Raw genomic sequence first — 18,015 nt, 5'->3', positions numbered from 1 at the left:
CATAAAGAAGGTGAGCAAGACTTCGCTCACCTTTACTTTTGCTGTTCTTCTTTATAATCACAGTTCACGCACTGTACCTGCATGCCCTTTTTAAGTTTTTTCTCAACTAGCATATTATCACATTTCGGACATGATCTTGCAATCGGTTTATCCCATGATAGGAAGTCACATTCTGGAAACTGATCACAGCCATAGAAAATGCGGCGTTTCTTTGATTTTCTTTCGACAATATTTCCTTTTTCACATTTCGGACATGGAACCCCGATTTCTTTCACAATCGGTTTTGTATTGCGGCAATCAGGGAAATTCGAGCAAGCCATGAATTTTCCGTAACGCCCCATCTTAAACACCATTGGGTTGCCGCATTCTTCACAGTCAACACCTGCCGGTTCATCTTTAATTTCGATTTCTTCCATTTCATTTTCAGCGACTTCCAGGCGCTTTGCAAAATCTTTGTAGAAATCGTCAATGATATTGACCCATTGTACATTTCCGTCTTCAATTTCATCAAGACTGTTTTCCATTTTAGCCGTAAATTCAACATTTATGATTTCAGGGAAAAATTCCATGATCAATTCAAGAACGATTTCACCAAGCTCAGTCGGAATAAAACGTTTATTATCAAGGGCAACATATCCTCTTTTCTGAATCGTATCAAGAGTAGGTGCATAAGTGGACGGTCTGCCTATTCCCAGCTCTTCAAGGGTTTTCACAAGTCTTGCCTCTGTATATCGCGGAGGTGGCTGAGTGAAATGCTGAGCAGGTTCTATATCTTTTGAATAAACCACATCTCCATTTTGTAAATCAGGAAGCATGCGGTCCTTCTCCTCCACTCCATCATCATTTCCTTCGACATACACTTTCATAAATCCCGGAAATTTAATTTTGGAGCCATTTGCTCTGAACATCACATCGTTATTGTTTAAATCGACGCTCATTGTATCGAGTACGGCCGATGCCATTTGACTTGCTACAAAACGTTCCCAGATCAGTTTGTATAAACGCAGCTGATCGCGGCTTAAGAATTCTTTTAAAGATGCGGGATCCTTCAAAGTTGAAGTAGGGCGGATCGCCTCATGGGCATCTTGGGTATTTGAATTTTTCTTCGCAGCCTTTTTGGCTGTATTCGTAAATTCTTTGCCATATTTCTGTTCAATGAAAGTAAATGCTTCTTGCTGGGCTGTTTCGGAAATTCTTGTAGAATCTGTACGCATGTACGTAATCAGACCGACAGTTCCCTCTTTTCCAAGGTCCATTCCTTCGTATAGCTGCTGGGCAATCATCATTGTCTTTTTCGCTCTGAAATTTAATTTACGTGCCGCTTCCTGCTGAAGTGTGGATGTTGTAAATGGTACTGCAGGATTACGTTTTCTTTCTTTTTTCGAAACGTTTGTGACTGTAAAATTGTTGCCTTTGATTTTATTTAACACGTTGTTAACATCAGCTTCGGTTTTTAATTCAGCTTTTTTTCCGTTGATCCCAAAGAATGCACCATCGAAAAGATCTTGGTCTTTTAAGAATTGACTTTCTATTGTCCAGTATTCTTCCGGAACAAATGCTTTTATTTCTTTTTCGCGGTCAATGATTAAACGGACAGCAACAGACTGAACGCGTCCCGCACTTAACCCTTTTTTTACTTTTTTCCAGAGAATCGGGCTGATTTTGTAACCGACTAATCTGTCCAGAATCCGTCTCGCCTGCTGAGCATCAACTAAATCCATGTTGATGGGACGAGGATGTTTAAATGATTCTTTAATGGCATCCTTTGTTATCTCATTGAAAACAACTCGGCAGTCTGACAGAACGTCAACGTCAAGACTATGAGCGAGGTGCCAGGCAATGGCTTCCCCTTCGCGATCCGGGTCAGCTGCGAGATAGACTTTTTTTGCTTTTTTTGCTGCTGTTTTTAATTCTTTAAGGACCGGCCCTTTTCCCCGAATAGTAATATATTTCGGTTCGTAATTCCCCTCAGTGTCTACGCCGATCTGACTTCTTGGAAGATCGCGGACATGCCCCATAGAAGCTTTAACCTTATATTTTTTCCCTAGATATCGTTCGATTGTTTTCGCTTTTGCCGGCGATTCAACAATCACTAAAAAATCCGACATACATGATCCTCCTTAAAGAGGTGTTCTCTCTCTTTATTTTCATACTTTCACTTTTTTCAATTTATGTGTTTATCTTTTAAATGAAATGATATTCCTGCCCGCATACAAAGAGAAACGCATACCTTCCATGATTTGCTTAAACAGGTTAAATCTCCACTATTATTAAATATAGTTATGCAGTTTGTCAAACAGTAAATGAACATAAGAAGGAAAATAACGCTTATTATACCTGCAAAAAGAGATCATTTATGATATCGCTGCCGTCTTCTGCGAGGTATGCTCCCTGCTTGATCAGCTGATTCGCTCCAGCAGAGAAATCATCAAATATAGACCCCGGAACAGCAAAAACCTGTCTCCCCTGATCTATTGCAGTGTTAGCCGTAATCAGCGATCCGCTTTTCTCTTTAGCCTGCATCACAACTGTTCCAAGGCTCAAGCCGCTAATAATCCGGTTTCTTTGAGGAAAGTGCCATTTTTGAGGTTTTACATTTGGAGGATGTTCAGAGAGGACAAGCTGTTCAGAGGACATTTTTTCAAACAGAGCTTTATTTTCCTTAGGATAAAAGTGATGCAAGCCCCCTGCTATAACTCCGATTGTTGCTCCCTTTTCATTTAAGGCGGCACAATGAGCAAGAGCGTCAATACCTTTAGCCAGCCCGCTTACAATGGTCCATCCATCTCTGACTAGGGGCGGCACAATTTTTTTCAGCGCATTTGAGCCGTATGTTGTAGGATTCCGTGTTCCTACTATACTGATCATTTTTTTTGATTTTAGAAGAGAGATGTCACCTTTATAAAATAGAATTGGAGGGGGATCTGGAATCTCACGCAGCAGTTCTGGGTAGGTGTCATTAAAAAGAGTGAGCATATGAAAGTTTTGTTCCTCATAATGAGCCTTTATGTCTTGAAGGTTAAAAGAGTGGAAATCTTGAAGGAATTGTGGAAGGGTTTGATCTGTGAGCTTGAAAAGCAGCTGGATCTCTTGATCTGAGAGCCCATATATGGATGTTAAAGTTGGATCGGCTTTAAGCAGTTTGAAAAAATTCAGGTGGCGAAAGCCCCTGCAGTGGGATAAATGGATAAGCGTTTTTTCTATTTCGAGCATTTTAAGTCCCTTTCTACTATTATATATAGTTTTTATAGAAGACAAATCTTGATTGATTTTCGAAGTATTCATTTTGTATTGGAAAAGAACCATATAGAAAGAAGGGAATAGCATATTTAGCTATTCCCTAATCTTTTTAATGTGTTTTACATTTTTCAAGCAAATTATTTTCTTTTAAAGCTTCAATTAATGTATCACCCATTACAGATGGAGTGTCAGCAACTTTGATGCCGCACTCATTCATTGTTTTGATCTTTTCGGCCGCAGTACCCTTTCCGCCTGAAATAATCGCACCAGCATGGCCCATGCGCTTTCCAGGAGGTGCTGTTTGACCGCCGATAAAGCCAACAACTGGCTTTGTCATGTTTTCTTTAATCCATAATGCGGCTTCTTCTTCAGCAGTTCCGCCGATTTCGCCGATCATGATGACTGCATATGTGTCCTCATCTTCGTTGAACGCCTTAAGAACATCGATAAAGTTTGTGCCGTTAACAGGATCTCCGCCAATACCTACAGCTGTAGATTGACCAATGCCTGCCTGAGTGAGCTGATGAACAGCCTCATATGTTAATGTTCCTGAACGTGATACAACGCCAACATGTCCTTTTGTATGAATATATCCAGGCATGATGCCGATTTTACATTCATCAGGTGTGATGACACCCGGGCAGTTTGGTCCGACAAGACGGGTTTTCTTGCCTTCCATGTAACGCTTCACATTAACCATATCAAGAACCGGAATATGTTCAGTGATACAGATAACGAGATCAAGTTCAGCATCAACAGCTTCCATGATTGCATCTGCCGCAAATGGTGCCGGAACATAAATGACTGATGCATTTGCGCCTGTTTCTTTAACAGCATCTTCAACTGTATTAAAGACAGGAACTCCTTCTACTTCCGTGTTTCCTTTTCCCGGTGTAACTCCGCCTACTATTTTTGTGCCATACTCAAGCATTTGCTTTGTATGAAATAGAGCAGTAGATCCTGTAATCCCCTGTACAATTACTTTAGTATCTTTGTTAATAAATACGCTCATCTTAAGTCCCCTGCCTTTCTTACCCTACTAAAGATACGATTTTTTGTGCGCCATCAGCCATTGATTCTGCAGATGTGATATTTAAACCGGATTCATTTAAGATTTGTTTGCCAAGCTCTACGTTTGTACCTTCTAAACGGACAACTAACGGAATTTCAAGGCCGACTTGTTTCGTTGCCTCAACAACACCCTGAGCGATAATGTCACATTTCATGATTCCGCCGAAAATGTTGACGAAAATCCCTTTTACGTTTTGATCTGAAAGGATAATCTTAAATGCTTCAGTTACCTTCTCAGCTGTTGCGCCGCCCCCAACGTCCAGGAAGTTTGCCGGGTCCCCGCCGTAGTACTTGATGATATCCATCGTTGCCATTGCTAGTCCTGCTCCATTAACCATACAGCCGATATTTCCATCTAACGAAATATAGCTTAAGTCATATTTAGAAGCTTCGATCTCTTTAGCATCTTCTTCATCAAGATCACGGTATTCAAGAATATCTTTTCTGCGGTAAAGGGCATTTGAATCAAAATTTAATTTTGCATCCAGTGCCATCACTTTTCCGTCTCCTGTTACAACAAGAGGATTGATTTCAGCAATTGAACAGTCTTTTTCAGTGAATGCTTTGTACAGGCTCATCATGAATTTAACAGCCTGTCCGACTAATTCTTTCTGAATATTAATATTAAAAGCAATTCTGCGAGCCTGGTAAGCTTGTAAACCTACAGCAGGATCGATTACTTCTTTGAAAATCTTTTCAGGAGTTGCTTCTGCAACTTCTTCAATTTCCGTTCCGCCTTCTTCAGATGCCATTAAAACAACGCGTGAAGTCGCGCGGTCGAGTACAAGTCCGATATAGTATTCTTTCTTAATATCGCAGCCTTCTTCAATAAGTAAGCGTTTTACTTCTTTGCCTTCCGGACCTGTCTGGTGGGTAACCAGCGTTTTCCCTAAAATTTCATTCGCATAAGTTTCTACTTCTTCAATATTCTTAGCAACTTTTACCCCGCCAGCTTTTCCGCGGCCGCCCGCATGGATCTGAGCTTTTACAACTACTACTTCAGTACCTAATTCTTTTGCTGCTGACACAGCTTCTTCAACTGTGAAGGCAACTTTGCCGTTTGGTACTGCTACTCCATATTTTCTAAGGATTTCTTTTCCTTGATACTCATGGATATTCATTTCCCATCCTCCTAACTTATGTACGAAAAAATAGACTGCGCTTTCATTCTATAAAATAGTTGTTTCTTTGTCTACTATTCTGCAGAAATTCGTCGAATCCTTTATTTTTTTCTAACTTTTTCACTAAAATTATTTTTCTAGTAATATAAAATATTACCAATCTATTTCTTAATTTTTCTCTGACATGGTTTCAGCGACTTTATCAACATGATAAATAAATGAAAATATTTCAGCTGCTGTCTGATAAAGTTCTTCCGGAATTTGTTCATTCACTTCCATCATATGAAGGATTTCAATTAATGACGGATCCTCAAGAACAGGAACATGATTAATTTTTGCACTGCATGCTGCAATAATTGCTGAAGGCCTTTTCTGGATATCCCAGGGTTCTCCCGCAGCACCCGCTGCAAGAAATCAGCATGCTCTTTTATTGTGGCAGCATTTGATTCCGTAATGAGTTTCAAAATAAATTGCGGTGCATTGAAGGCACTTCCGGGTAATCTGCTTTGGACAGCATTTTCAGAAGAACAGAATTGCCCTCTTTACTGGATTTAACCTCAAACCAATTAGTCCCTGAAGATGGAAGGCTGCTGTCTATCATCTCCTTTAGTTTAGAATCTCCAATTTGTATGACAGCAAGGTCACCGCTTTTTTCAAGGATCTTTCCATAAACGATGCTGTTCCTCCTGAATGCAGGCATTTCTTCTTTTTGAAGGAGTATCTGCCTTTTACCTGCAATGATTTTTTGCTCCTTATTTACAAAATGCCATTTCTTTCACAGGAGAAAAGCTCTTGCGGTGATAGTCTGTTACACCATTCTGATTTAAAGCTTCAAGATGCGCCTTTGTTCCATATCCCATATTATGATCGAACCCGTACTGGGGAAATTTCTGTGCAAGCTTTTTCATGATTCGATCCCTGGTGACTTTTGCCACGACGGAGGCCGCAGCGATGCTCACGCTTCTTGCATCCCCTTTTATCAATGATTCTTGAGGGATCGGGAGGGCAATCTCCATCGCATCAATGAGCATATACTCAGGCCGCACAGCGAGCTCATCTACAGCCTTCAGCATTGCAGCTTTAGTAGCCTGATAGATGTTCATCTCATCAATTTGGGCAGGTGAAATCGTCCCGATTCCATAAGCGACAGACTCACTGACGATTGTCTCAAAAAACAGCTCTCTTTTTTCTGCGGACAGTTTTTTGGAATCAGTTAACCCTGGCAGGAAAAAATCTTCAGGAAGGATAACAGCCGCAGCCACAACAGGTCCTGCCAGCGGACCGCGTCCGACTTCATCAATTCCGCATATGTATTTATAACCCTTGTCTCTTGCCTGCCGCTCAAATGTCATCATGTCTTCAAACATCTGCTTATCTTTTTTCTTCTGTTCAAATTCGCGCATCCATTTTTCGACCAATTTTTGTACGCTTTTTCGTTCATCTTTTCCGCATTCAAGTAAAAAAGGGTCCTCTGTATGTTCGATTTGAACCAATTTTTGCCTGATTTGCTCAGTTGTTTGTTTGTTCATGGAAATCACAGCCTTTATTTATCAGTATGTACAATACAATAGTTCAAGAGTTGAGTTCATTACCCTGGACCTATAATTCATCATTCTTCATTTACAAAAAAAATAAAGACGCGCCAAATAGCGAGTCTTCTTTTCTTATTGCTGAATGCTTTCTGTCGTTTCAAAGCTCAGGCGTCCCAGTTTTTCAGAGCGGATTTCTCTCAAGAGAAGCTCGGATGTTTTATCGTAGTCCACCCAGCCGCCAGACATGATGCATCCTCTTTTTTTCGCTACAGCATCAAAAAGTTCTACCCGATCTTCAGGGATTTCCTCAAGTGCATATCTTTCTTTAAGCCGGTTTGGATACTTCTCGCTTAAAAATTCCAATGCATATAACGCAACTTCCTGAAGGTTTAAGATAGCATCTTTTATAGCACCTGTAGTTGCTAGCTTTAGCCCGACAAGCTCATCTTCAAATTTAGGCCATAAAATTCCTGGAGTATCAAGCAGCTCAAGCTCCTTGCCTACTTTTACCCACTGCTGGGCAGTAGTGACTCCCGGACGATCTCCGGTTTTCGCCATATTTTTCTTTGCCAGACGGTTGATAAGCGTCGACTTTCCGACATTTGGAATGCCGATAATCAATGCGCGAATCGCTCTTGGTCTAACCCCTTTTGCAGCCAGTCTGTCAAACTTTTCTTTCAGGACTTCTTTTGACATCGAAACAATCTGTTTCATGCCGGTACCAGTTTTTGCGTCTATCGGCAATGCGTGAATTCCCTGCTCTTTGAAATAGGCAAGCCATTGCTGTGTCGCCTTCGGATCAGCCATGTCAGCTTTATTCAGCAGCACAATTCTCGGTTTGCTCGATATAATTTCATCAATCATCGGATTTCTTGATGATACTGGAATTCTCGCATCTACAAGTTCAAAAACAATATCTATTAACTTTAATTTTTCGGTTACTTGACGTCTTGCTTTGGCCATGTGGCCGGGAAACCATTGGATAGTCATGCTTTCACCTGCTTTATTTCTTTACTCAACAAATCGAATATCATTTAATGGCCAGTAGATCAGACTGGTTTTTCCCATAACCTCATCTTTGGATACCGGTCCGATATGGCGGCTGTCTTTGCTGTATCTGCGGTTATCACCCATTACAAACAACTGGCCTTCAGGAACTTCTTCAACTGTAAACGGTTCTGTTAAAGGTCCGTCAATTAACGTGTTTTTATACTCATCTAAATAAGGCTCTTCATAGGCTTTTCCGTTAATGTAGAGCGTATCATCACGATATTCTACACGGTCTCCCGGAAGTCCAATGACTCTTTTGATGTAGTCCTTTTCTTCGGTTGCATGAAAAACGACAATATCAAACCGCTCCGGTTCACCTATTTTATAGCCAATCTTATTAACTATCATGCGGTCCTGATCGTGCAGGGTAGGCATCATGGACAATCCATCCACAACAATTGGTGCAAATAAGAAATATCGGATTACGGCTGCGAGTATTACTGCAATAGCGAGTGCTTTGATCCATTCAAACAACTCGCTCTTTTTTCGAGTCATCTTTTTAGCTCACCTTCTCATACACGTTTTTGTCATGAATCTTTTATAGTCAGCTTTTTTAAGCCATTGTTTACATTAAGAAAAAGGGCTTGTTCAAAGTAAACAAGCCCTTTTTGGTACGAACGATTATCGAATTTCTTTAATACGAGCCGCTTTACCGCGTAATTCGCGCAAGTAGTAAAGTTTCGCACGGCGTACTTTACCGCGACGGATAACTTCTAACTGTGCGATTTTAGGTGTGTGAACTGGGAATGTACGTTCTACGCCTACCCCATAAGAAATCTTGCGAACTGTGAAAGTTTCGCTGATTCCACCACCACGACGCTTAATGACAACACCTTCAAAAATCTGAACACGCTCACGAGTTCCCTCAACAACTTTAACGTGTACACGTACAGTGTCTCCAGGACGGAAAGCAGGAAGATCAGATCTTAATTGTTCTTTAGTGATATCTTCAATTAGTTTTTGCATCGTTTTCAACTCCTTCCAACAGATGCTCATTACAAAATAAATCATGCAGCGGAACACCGTTTTAGTGTGATGAGCGCCAAATGCCTTTCAAGGAAAAACACTTTATAGGCAACCAAATCACAAGAAACATCATATCATATCGAATCTTCTCATGCAATACTGCATTTAGCCTTTTTTAAATTCTTCTATCCACTTTTTCTGCTTGTCTGATAGATCGAAGGAGTTAAGCAAATCTGGTCTCCTGTCAAAAGTCCGGCGAAGCGATTCTTTTTCCCGCCATTCATCAATTTTAGCATGATTGCCGGAGATTAAGACATCCGGAACCTTCATCCCGCGGAAGTCAGATGGACGAGTGTAGTGAGGATGCTCCAGGAGCCCCGTGCTGAAGGAATCGAGCACAGGTGAGTCCTCATTGCCCAAAACGTCTGGAAGCAGCCTGACGACGCTGTCAGCGATAACCATTGAAGCAAGTTCTCCGCCGGTAAGAATAAAATCTCCAATCGAAATTTCATCCGTTACTAAATGCTCTCTGATTCTCTCGTCATATCCTTCATAATGTCCGCAGATAAAAACAAGATGCTCTTCCTTTGCCAGTTCCTCTGCTTTTCTCTGGTTGTAGGTTTCACCCTGTGGGCATACAAGAATAATTTTAGGGGCAGATGCACTTTCCTTTTGAATATCTTGTACAGCATCGAATATAGGCTGCGGCTTAAGAACCATGCCCGCTCCTCCGCCATATGGATAGTCGTCAACAATGGAGTGTTTATGGTCAGAGTAATCTCTGAAATTAGTTACTTTAAAGCTGACGGCACCTTTTTCTTCCGCTTTTTTCAAAATGGAATTGCCGATTACTCCATGAAACATTTCCGGAAAGAGAGTTAAGAAGTCAATTCTCATTCGTCAATTAGTCCTTCCATTAATGAAATAACAATGCGCTTTTCTTCAATATCAATTTCCTTAACAACGTCGTCAATGAAAGGAATTAACGCATCCTTTTTGTTTTTTCTTTTGACAATCCAGACGTCATTGGCCCCTGTTTCCAGAATTTCTTTAATCGTTCCAATTTCCTCTCCGGCGTCAGTTAAAACAGTACATCCTATAATTTCGTGAAAATAATACTCACCCTCATCAAGATCTGTTAACTGGCTTTCAGGGACTTTAATAAGAGAATTTTTATATTTCTCGACATCATTAATAGAAGCATGCCCTTCAAAGGTTAGAAGATCAAATGTTTTATGAAAACGATGTGTCTTTATTTTTACTTCCACAGGCTCTTTTTGTTCAGATTGAAAGAGATAAAGAACGTTGCCTTTCTGATATCGTTCTTCAGGAAAATCGGTCGTTGATAAAACTCTGACTTCTCCTTTTACACCATGAGTATTTACAATCTTTCCTACATTAAACCATTTTTCTGTCATTCCCATTCACCTCTAGCGTATTTCGACTACAATACCATCTTTGATTACAATCGTCTTTTCCTTTATAAGATCATCCCAGCGGTCCCCGACATGAACCTCCAGAATGGCGTTCATCTCTTTTTCTTTTATTTCGCTTCCAAGCGGCAGGGTATGTATTTGCTGTATTTGAAAGTCGGCTATTTTTATTTTATCCATCCGCTTAGATATTTCCCGCTGATATTGTTTGCGCATTTCTTCTGTCTGATTCGTTTTTTCTTTTTTCTTGAGCTGAAAGGCGAGCTGATCAATTTCCCGTTCCAGCTGCTGTTTGGTTTGCATGAAATGATTTAAAAGCTGTTCCCTGCTCGTTTCTGTCAATATTTGTTTGACACTAACTGTCTGGAAGATTTCCATCGCCATTCCTCCGGTAAGCTATTCTAATAACAGAGATATTCATCACTTTCATTGTACAAAAAAAGAGGAGGTTATACCTCCCCTTTTTTTGCTTAATCATTAATTTCCAGCTGAACTCTTTTTTTAGAGTTAGATCCTGCTGCGTATACAACAGTCCGAATCGCCTTCGCTATCCGGCCGTGTTTTCCAATCACCTTGCCGATATCATCTTGATGTAAGGTTAATTCGTAGACAATTTGATGTTCACGTTCATTTTCTACAACAGACACATCTTCAGGATGGTCAACAAGCGGCTTCACAATCGACTCGATTAACTCTATCATCGTTTCAGCCTTACTTGCTGTGTTTAGCGTTATGGAATTTTTCCATAATGCCTTGGTTTGAGAACAAGTTGCGAACTGTGTCAGATGGCTTTGCACCATTTTGCATCCATTTAAGAGCAAGCTCTTCGTTGATGTCAACGATTGCCGGGTTAGCAACTGGATTGTAAGTTCCAACTGTTTCGATGAAACGTCCATCACGTGGTGAACGAGAATCTGCAACTACGATACGATAGAAAGGAGATTTGTTAGCTCCCATGCGTTTTAAACGAATTTTTACTGCCATTTTATAAAGCACCTCCGAAAATATTTCAACAAGATAGTATGATATCAATGAAAAAGCACTTTGTAAAGTGTTTTTTCTTAACACCTAAAAATTGTTACATAAACGGAAATTTCATTCCGCCTTTTTTCTTCCCTTTTGACATGCTCGTCATTTGCTTCATCATCTTTTTCATGTCCTCAAATTGCTTTAAAAGACGGTTAACTTCCGGTACGGTCGTTCCGCTTCCTTTTGCAATTCGTTTTCTGCGGCCAGAGTTGATGATTTCAGGATGCTGTTTTTCTTCCTTTGTCATCGAACGGATGATAGCTTCAACAGAACCAATCTGTTTCTCATCGACTTGAGCATTTTTTAAACCTTTAATTTTGTTGGCGCCAGGGAGCATTCCAAGAAGCTCATCAAGCGGCCCCATGCTGCGGACTTGTCCGAGCTGTTCGAGGAAGTCGTCAAATGTAAACGAAGCAGTCCTCATTTTTTGTTCGAGTTCTTTTGCTTTATCTTCATCCACATTGGCCTGTGCCTTCTCAATCAATGTGAGAACATCGCCCATTCCTAAAATACGGGATGCCATGCGTTCTGGATGAAATGCTTCAATCGCATCCAATTTTTCTCCAAGACCAACGAATTTAATCGGTGTTTGGGTAACAGATCTGATGGATAGTGCAGCCCCGCCTCGAGTGTCACCGTCAAGCTTTGTGAGGACAACGCCTGTTAAGCCGAGCTGATCATTGAAGCTTTGCGCTACATTTACGGCATCCTGTCCGGTCATTGCATCAACAACGAGGAAGATTTCATCAGGTTTTGATAATTCTTTTACCTGCAAAAGCTCATCCATCAGTGTTTCATCAATATGAAGACGGCCAGCTGTATCAATCAGAACGTAATCAAGATGCTCTTTTTTTGCATGGTCAATTGCCTGCTTGGCAATTTCAACAGGACTCACTTGATCACCCAGGGAAAAGACAGGCATATTCAGCTGTTTTCCAAGCGTTTCAAGCTGTTTGATGGCAGCTGGACGGTAAATATCTGCAGCGACCAGAAGAGGATTGCGGTTATGTTTCTTTCGAAGCAGGTTCGCAAGCTTTCCTGTTGTCGTTGTTTTACCGGCACCTTGCAGTCCAACCATCATAATAACGGTTGGGGGTCTGTTGGCGACGGCAATTTTGCTCTGCTCGCCGCCCATTAAAGCGGTCAGCTCTTCTTTAACCACTTTAATGACCTGCTGGCCAGGAGTTAAACTTGTCATAACTTCCTGCCCTACTGACCGTTCGCTTACTTTTTTTACGAAATCTTTTACGACTTTAAAGTTAACGTCTGCTTCTAGAAGCGCTAAACGCACTTCACGCATCATTTCTTTTACATCAGACTCCGACACTTTGCCTTTGCCGCGGATTTTTGCGATTGTATTCTGCAGTCGGTCGGCTAATCCTTCAAATGCCATACATGCCGCCTCCTAATCTAATTTCTCCAGCGCCTCAATCAGCGTCAAAAGTGAACGTTCATGATCAACCTTGAACGCTGCAGCTTTTAATTGTTCAATCAATTGTTGACGCTCTTGAAATTTTCGAAAAAGCAATAGTTTGGTTTCATATTGCTCTAACATTGCCTCAGTTCGTTTTATGTTATCATACACGGCCTGCCGGCTAATGTCGTACTCTTCAGCAATTTCTCCCAAGGAGTAATCATCAAGATAATAAAGCGACATATAGCTTTTTTGCTTTGGTGTTAACAACGATTGATAAAAGTCAAAGAGATAATTTACTCTCGTTGTTTTTTCAAGCATCACTCAGCGTCTCTCCTTTGTTAAGGGAATTGCCTTTACAAGTCATTAGTTTACAAGCTATTGAATTCCATGTCAAGTTTTTTTCTTAACACTAAGCGAAAAGCGGAAGCGCCCGTTTAGATTTGAAATAAAAAAACTGTCTCAGTGGCCGTATTCACGGCTTCATGAGACAGTTTTATCTGTTTATGCTTCTTCTACTAAATCAGCAAATAGTCCATATACATACTGTTCTGCATCAAATTCCTGAAGGTCATCCATTTTTTCGCCGAGGCCGACATATTTCACCGGTATGCTCAGTTCATTGCGGATAGCAAGGACGATTCCGCCTTTTGCTGTTCCATCAAGTTTTGTCAGGACAATACCTGATACATCTGTTGCCTGAGAAAATTGTTTCGCCTGGACCATGGCATTTTGACCTGTTGTTGCGTCAAGGACGAGCATGACTTCATGCGGGGCACCAGGGATTTCACGTTCAATGACGCGCTTCACTTTTTCGAGTTCTTTCATAAGGTTTACCTTATTTTGCAGGCGTCCTGCCGTATCGCATAAAAGAACATCTACTTTTCTGGCTTTTGCAGCCTGAACTGCATCGAACATAACAGCAGCTGGATCTGAACCGGCTGACTGCTTGATCACATCCACTCCTACGCGCTCTCCCCATACTTCAAGCTGTTCAATCGCACCGGCGCGGAATGTGTCACCTGCAGCGAGCAGGACGGACTTGCCCTCACTCTTAAGTTTGTGTGCGAGTTTGCCGATCGTCGTTGTTTTTCCGACACCGTTTACTCCAACAAACAAAACGACGTTTAATCGGCCTTCTTGAATATCTAGTTTTGGAGATTCAGCATCGTCTCCTTGATAGATGTCAACAAGTTTTTCTGAAATGACAGAGCGGACATCTTTTGAATCTTGAATGTTGCGGCGTTTAACTTCTGTTTTCAGCTCATCAATCAGTTCCATCACCGTTGAAACGCCAACATCAGCACCGATCAATACCTCCTCAAGCTCTTCAAAAAACTCTTCATCTACTTTACGGTAGCGGGCTACAAGGTTATTTACCCGTTCTGAAAATGAGACCCGTGTTTTTGTCAGGCCGTCTTTAAATTTTTCTGGTGAAGAATCCGGCTGCTGCTGTGTAAATTTCTCTTTTAATTTTTTTAAAAAACTCATTCAGCTTCTTCCTTTCATCCTGATTGCACAAATTCTTTTGTTTCTTCCAAGCGGACCGATACCATTTTAGACACGCCTGACTCCTGCATGGTGACTCCATATAGAACATCAGCATCTTCCATCGTGCCTTTGCGGTGGGTAATGACGATAAATTGTGTGTCTTTGCTGAATTTCTTCAGGTATTGAGAAAATCTGTGGACATTCGCCTCATCAAGCGCTGCTTCAACCTCATCCAGTACGCAAAATGGCACGGGACGGACTTTTAAAATGGAGAAAAGCAATGCGATTGCCGTTAATGCACGCTCTCCGCCAGATAAAAGACCCAGGTTTTGAAGTTTTTTGCCTGGAGGCTGAGCGACAATATCTACTCCTGTGTTCAGCAAATCATCCGGGTTTGTAAGTCTGAGCTCTGCACGGCCGCCGCCAAATAACGCTTGAAAGACAGACTCGAAATGAGATCTGATTTGGGTGAAGGTATGATGAAATCTCTTTTTCATTTCTTCATCCATTTCACCTATGACCTGATAGAGAGTGTCTTTGGCTTCTTGAAGATCATTGCGCTGATCAGTCAGGAAATGGAACCGTTCTGAAACCCTCTCATATTCATCGATCGCTCCAAGGTTGACAGTTCCAAGCTCCTCAATCGCAAGCTTAATAAGTTTTACGCGCTTGCGTGCCTCACCCACATCAAGCTCCAGAACATATTTTTCCTTCGCCGCTTCAAATGTAAGCAAGTATTCCTCGCGCAAATGATTTAATCGATTATCAAGCTCTACATCAAATCGATTTAATCTGACCTCTTCATCTTTTAAAAGATCTGAAAGCTGCTTGTGCTGCCTATTTAATTCTTTTACTTCCCGTTCAGAAACTTCAAGCTGATCCTGAAGTTTCAGGCGCTGATTCCGTCTGACGGAAATCAGTTCAATCGTTTTGTTTTTGTCCTCGCGTTTTTGACGGGCTGTTTCCTCCAATTTTTCCTCGCCCGAGAAATTGGAATTCATTTCATCGTGCAGGAAATTTAAATCTTCCCGTGCTTCAGTCAGTTTCTTATGCTGATTATCAAGCTCAAGCTTCGTCAGCTCTGCTTTTTCAAGCTGGTTTTCGAGTAATTGCTTTTTGCTTGCTAAAACAACTTTTAGATCTGTTATTGCGTTTTGAACTTCTTCTTTTGAAGACTGCTGAGTAGTTTTTTGAGCTGATAATTCGGCAATAAGCTCATCCAGATGCCTCATTTTTTCCATAGAAGCATCCAGCTGTACTGCAAGCTCTTCTTTCCGCTTTATCATTCTGGCCTGTTCATCCTCATATGATTCTTTTTCAGCATCATAAAGAGAAAGATGATTGTTAACATTCTTCTCGTTCATTTCCATCTCTCTCAGTTCGGACCTCACTGCCTGTGTTTCAATCCTCAGCTGTTCCCCTTTTTCTCTTTGAACATCTAATTGCTGATCCTGAGCTGAAATCGAATGCTTCAGTGATTTCACATCTTCTTCCAGCTGAGTTGTTTTATCGCTCATTTCTCTGCATTGCTTGTCAATCGTTTCTAATTCTCGGCTGCGGCTTAAGAGTGAATTGTTTTTTTGCTTGACTGCTCCGCCTGTCATCGATCCTCCAGGATTTACGACATCTCCGCCCACTGTTACAAAGCGAAAACGGTAGTTTAGCAGTTTAGCAAGTTCATTTGCACCCTTCAAATCTTCTGTGACAACGACTGTGCCGAGCAAGTTAGATACAGCCCTCTGATAGCGGGGGTTAAAAGAAACCAATTCTGAGGCAATACCTTTAAATGCACTGTGGCTTCTAAGCATTTGAAGATCATGCGCTGAAACGGTGCGTTCCTTCATTACGGTTAATGGCAGAAAAGTGGCCCGTCCAAACGCATTTTTCTTCAGATAAGAAATGGCTGTTCTTGCAGCTTGTTCGTTTTCAACCACCACATGCTGCGCAGCACCTCCAAGGGCAATTTCTACAGCTGTTTCAAATTGCTTGTCCGTAGTTATAAGCTCTGCAATGGCGCCATGAATGCCTTGGAGCTGATTGCGCTGCTTCAGCACTTCCTTTACACCCTGGAAAAAGCCTGCGTAATCCTCCTGCATGGCCTCAAGCATTTCTTTGCGCGACTTCGTCTGCTGCAAATATTGATAAGCTTGATAGAGAGACGTTTCTCTTTTTTGATAGGCTGCTTTATCCTTCTCTAATTTTGCCTGTGCAGCACGGAAGGTTTTAATTTGTTCATCCAGCTGAGCTTCAAGTAAAGAGAGCTTTGCTTCAAGTCTTCTCTTTTTCTCTTCAATCTCATTCCGCTCGTTAATGTATTTTTGATTCGCTTCTTTTAACCGGCCGGTTTTCTTTGTTTGCTGATCCATTTGATCATCTATGTACGTCATTTCATTTCTTGCCTGGGCCTGCGCATTCAGCAAATCAAAATATTCACTTTTAAGAGATTCGATTTTCTCTTCAATGTTTTGATCGTACGTGGACAGCAGTGTTTGTTTTTCCTGCAGCTGCATTTTAAGATCGCTGACTTCTTTTTGAAGCTTTTCCAATAATGCTGACTGAGTTTTCTTTTCATTTTCAAGAGCTGACGTGCGTTCAGATGCTTCTTCGATTATTTTTTGAAGCTGTGATTTATTCTGATGGGCATTTTTTTTTCGCTCTTTAAGCACCTCTTTGCGGCCCTCAAGCTTTTCAAGGTCCTCACTTGCCAGGAGCAGCACTTGCTGAAGATCGTTTATAGATTCGTCTAAAGCCTGTGACTGATCTCTGATTTGTTCAATTTCAGCCTCTTTCTTTTGAACAGAAGCGAACAGACTGCTTTCTTGCTGTCTTCCATTCTCTACAGTCACTGATAGTGACTCCCATTTTTTATGCAGCTCTTCAATTTCATAAACAGTGAGTGCTACTTCAAATTGCTCCAGCTCTTCTTTTTTCTCAAGAAAATCCTTTGCAATCGATGCCTGAATTTTAAGCGGCTCAACCTGGCCTTCAAGCTCATGGAGAATATCTTGAACACGATTGAGATTTTCCTGCGTTTCCGCCAGCTTGAACTCAGCTTTTTTCTTTCGTGTTTTATATTTTAAAACACCTGCCGCTTCTTCAAAGATGCTGCGTCTTTCCTCCGCTTTGCTGCTGAGGATTTCTTCCACTTTTCCTTGGCTGATGATTGAAAAAGCTTCTTTGCCAAGACCGGAATCCATAAAAAGATCCACAATATCTTTCAGCCGGCAGGACTGATTGTTTATATAAAAGTCACTTTCACCGGATCTGTACACTCTTCTCGTAACCGATACTTCATGATAATCAATCGGCAGAAACTGATCTTCGTTATCGAGGATCAGAGTAACCTCCGCCATATTTACGCCTTTTCTCGAGTCACTGCCGGCAAAGATAATATCCTCCATTTTCGTTCCCCGGAGAGATCGTGCCGACTGCTCGCCGAGCACCCATCTGATGGCGTCTGTTATATTGCTTTTCCCGCTGCCGTTGGGTCCGACTACTGCGGTCACGCCTTTTACAAAATCAACATTCACACGCTCTGCGAATGATTTAAATCCTACTATATCCAAACGTTTGAGGAACATTTAGGATCCTCCCTACTATTCTTTAAAATCAACCATATTCTATCATAATTCATGCCAGTTTGTTTGAAAAGATAAAGCCCCTTCCCG

General features: G+C 41.3%; 19 protein-coding genes. All 19 read right to left on the bottom strand.

Translation table 11 applies throughout. From position 1 onward, the window contains the following. Nucleotides 1-32 precede the first annotated feature (32 nt). The 19 genes from topA to smc all read right to left on the bottom strand — a co-directional run bounded on the left by topA (nt 33) and on the right by smc (nt 17,928). Nucleotides 33-2,108, bottom strand: coding sequence for a type I DNA topoisomerase (gene topA / locus K8L98_RS10905; RefSeq protein WP_223442299.1), 2,076 nt, complete (start codon nt 2,106-2,108; stop codon nt 33-35). Between the two features lie 223 nt (nt 2,109-2,331). Beyond that, complete coding sequence (gene dprA, locus K8L98_RS10900; RefSeq protein WP_223442296.1) at nt 2,332-3,213, bottom strand: DNA-processing protein DprA; 882 nt, start codon at nt 3,211-3,213, stop codon at nt 2,332-2,334. 136 nt (nt 3,214-3,349) lie between these two features. After that, on the bottom strand, nt 3,350-4,252 hold the full coding sequence (gene sucD, locus K8L98_RS10895) for a succinate--CoA ligase subunit alpha (protein ID WP_223442292.1): 903 nt from the start codon (nt 4,250-4,252) through the stop codon (nt 3,350-3,352). Nucleotides 4,253-4,271: 19 nt separating this feature from the next. Beyond that, nucleotides 4,272-5,432: an ADP-forming succinate--CoA ligase subunit beta gene (sucC, locus tag K8L98_RS10890; RefSeq protein WP_223442290.1), complete on the bottom strand. Its 1,161-nt coding sequence runs from the start codon at nt 5,430-5,432 to the stop codon at nt 4,272-4,274. Between the two features lie 168 nt (nt 5,433-5,600). Continuing rightward, nucleotides 5,601-5,765, bottom strand: coding sequence for an EscU/YscU/HrcU family type III secretion system export apparatus switch protein (locus K8L98_RS10885; RefSeq protein WP_223443330.1), 165 nt, complete (start codon nt 5,763-5,765; stop codon nt 5,601-5,603). Between the two features lie 127 nt (nt 5,766-5,892). Then, complete coding sequence (locus K8L98_RS10880) at nt 5,893-6,132, bottom strand: hypothetical protein (RefSeq protein WP_223442287.1); 240 nt, start codon at nt 6,130-6,132, stop codon at nt 5,893-5,895. Between the two features lie 52 nt (nt 6,133-6,184). Then, nucleotides 6,185-6,961: a ribonuclease HII gene (locus K8L98_RS10875; RefSeq protein ID WP_223442283.1), complete on the bottom strand. Its 777-nt coding sequence runs from the start codon at nt 6,959-6,961 to the stop codon at nt 6,185-6,187. 135 nt (nt 6,962-7,096) lie between these two features. Beyond that, complete coding sequence (gene ylqF, locus K8L98_RS10870; protein ID WP_223442279.1) at nt 7,097-7,954, bottom strand: ribosome biogenesis GTPase YlqF; 858 nt, start codon at nt 7,952-7,954, stop codon at nt 7,097-7,099. A 21-nt stretch (nt 7,955-7,975) separates the two neighbouring features. Then, the gene (gene lepB, locus K8L98_RS10865) at nt 7,976-8,509 is read right to left on the bottom strand and encodes a signal peptidase I (protein ID WP_223442276.1); all 534 of its coding nucleotides are present in this window, start codon (nt 8,507-8,509) and stop codon (nt 7,976-7,978) included. A 126-nt stretch (nt 8,510-8,635) separates the two neighbouring features. Further along, a complete protein-coding gene (gene rplS / locus K8L98_RS10860) occupies nt 8,636-8,980 on the bottom strand; it encodes a 50S ribosomal protein L19 (RefSeq protein ID WP_223442272.1) in 345 nt (114 codons plus the stop codon). 165 nt (nt 8,981-9,145) lie between these two features. Then, entirely contained in the window at nt 9,146-9,877 is a 732-nt protein-coding gene (gene trmD / locus K8L98_RS10855; RefSeq protein ID WP_223442268.1) for a tRNA (guanosine(37)-N1)-methyltransferase TrmD, read from the bottom strand. After that, entirely contained in the window at nt 9,874-10,398 is a 525-nt protein-coding gene (gene rimM, locus K8L98_RS10850) for a ribosome maturation factor RimM (RefSeq protein ID WP_223442264.1), read from the bottom strand. Before rimM ends, trmD begins: the two co-directional genes overlap by 4 nt. A 12-nt stretch (nt 10,399-10,410) precedes the next feature. Continuing rightward, the gene (locus K8L98_RS10845) at nt 10,411-10,791 is read right to left on the bottom strand and encodes a YlqD family protein (RefSeq protein ID WP_223442259.1); all 381 of its coding nucleotides are present in this window, start codon (nt 10,789-10,791) and stop codon (nt 10,411-10,413) included. Nucleotides 10,792-10,883: 92 nt separating this feature from the next. Further along, nucleotides 10,884-11,114 carry a KH domain-containing protein gene (locus K8L98_RS10840; protein ID WP_223442256.1) on the bottom strand — a complete coding sequence of 77 codons (231 nt, stop codon included), beginning with the start codon at nt 11,112-11,114 and terminating at the stop codon, nt 10,884-10,886. Between the two features lie 10 nt (nt 11,115-11,124). Beyond that, complete coding sequence (gene rpsP, locus K8L98_RS10835; RefSeq protein ID WP_070877225.1) at nt 11,125-11,397, bottom strand: 30S ribosomal protein S16; 273 nt, start codon at nt 11,395-11,397, stop codon at nt 11,125-11,127. Between the two features lie 94 nt (nt 11,398-11,491). Next, nucleotides 11,492-12,835, bottom strand: coding sequence for a signal recognition particle protein (ffh, locus tag K8L98_RS10830; RefSeq protein WP_223442253.1), 1,344 nt, complete (start codon nt 12,833-12,835; stop codon nt 11,492-11,494). A 12-nt stretch (nt 12,836-12,847) separates the two neighbouring features. Then, nucleotides 12,848-13,180, bottom strand: coding sequence for a putative DNA-binding protein (locus tag K8L98_RS10825; protein ID WP_223442250.1), 333 nt, complete (start codon nt 13,178-13,180; stop codon nt 12,848-12,850). A gap of 180 nt (nt 13,181-13,360) precedes the next feature. Then, nucleotides 13,361-14,347: a signal recognition particle-docking protein FtsY gene (ftsY, locus tag K8L98_RS10820; RefSeq protein ID WP_223442247.1), complete on the bottom strand. Its 987-nt coding sequence runs from the start codon at nt 14,345-14,347 to the stop codon at nt 13,361-13,363. A gap of 14 nt (nt 14,348-14,361) precedes the next feature. Then, nucleotides 14,362-17,928 carry a chromosome segregation protein SMC gene (gene smc / locus K8L98_RS10815; RefSeq protein ID WP_223442244.1) on the bottom strand — a complete coding sequence of 1,189 codons (3,567 nt, stop codon included), beginning with the start codon at nt 17,926-17,928 and terminating at the stop codon, nt 14,362-14,364. Nucleotides 17,929-18,015 lie beyond the last annotated feature (87 nt).

The sequence above is a fragment of the Metabacillus dongyingensis genome (assembly GCF_019933155.2).
GTDB lineage: Bacteria > Bacillota > Bacilli > Bacillales > Bacillaceae > Bacillus_P > Bacillus_P dongyingensis.
The sequence above is the reverse complement of the archived record's forward strand: the minus strand, read 5'-3'. Positions and strand labels throughout refer to the sequence as shown.

Coding starts and splice junctions, on each gene's coding strand:
- dprA (WP_223442296.1), bottom strand. CDS start 3,213: ATGCTCGAAATAGAAAAAACGCTTATCCATTTATCCCACTGCAGGGGC.
- lepB (WP_223442276.1), bottom strand. CDS start 8,509: ATGACTCGAAAAAAGAGCGAGTTGTTTGAATGGATCAAAGCACTCGCT.
- rplS (WP_223442272.1), bottom strand. CDS start 8,980: ATGCAAAAACTAATTGAAGATATCACTAAAGAACAATTAAGATCTGAT.
- K8L98_RS10840 (WP_223442256.1), bottom strand. CDS start 11,114: ATGATAGAGTTAATCGAGTCGATTGTGAAGCCGCTTGTTGACCATCCT.
- trmD (WP_223442268.1), bottom strand. CDS start 9,877: ATGAGAATTGACTTCTTAACTCTCTTTCCGGAAATGTTTCATGGAGTA.
- K8L98_RS10845 (WP_223442259.1), bottom strand. CDS start 10,791: ATGGAAATCTTCCAGACAGTTAGTGTCAAACAAATATTGACAGAAACG.
- K8L98_RS10880 (WP_223442287.1), bottom strand. CDS start 6,132: ATGCCTGCATTCAGGAGGAACAGCATCGTTTATGGAAAGATCCTTGAA.
- ylqF (WP_223442279.1), bottom strand. CDS start 7,954: ATGACTATCCAATGGTTTCCCGGCCACATGGCCAAAGCAAGACGTCAA.
- ftsY (WP_223442247.1), bottom strand. CDS start 14,347: ATGAGTTTTTTAAAAAAATTAAAAGAGAAATTTACACAGCAGCAGCCG.
- sucC (WP_223442290.1), bottom strand. CDS start 5,432: ATGAATATCCATGAGTATCAAGGAAAAGAAATCCTTAGAAAATATGGA.
- ffh (WP_223442253.1), bottom strand. CDS start 12,835: ATGGCATTTGAAGGATTAGCCGACCGACTGCAGAATACAATCGCAAAA.
- sucD (WP_223442292.1), bottom strand. CDS start 4,252: ATGAGCGTATTTATTAACAAAGATACTAAAGTAATTGTACAGGGGATT.
- smc (WP_223442244.1), bottom strand. CDS start 17,928: ATGTTCCTCAAACGTTTGGATATAGTAGGATTTAAATCATTCGCAGAG.
- rimM (WP_223442264.1), bottom strand. CDS start 10,398: ATGACAGAAAAATGGTTTAATGTAGGAAAGATTGTAAATACTCATGGT.
- K8L98_RS10875 (WP_223442283.1), bottom strand. CDS start 6,961: ATGAACAAACAAACAACTGAGCAAATCAGGCAAAAATTGGTTCAAATC.
- topA (WP_223442299.1), bottom strand. CDS start 2,108: ATGTCGGATTTTTTAGTGATTGTTGAATCGCCGGCAAAAGCGAAAACA.
- rpsP (WP_070877225.1), bottom strand. CDS start 11,397: ATGGCAGTAAAAATTCGTTTAAAACGCATGGGAGCTAACAAATCTCCT.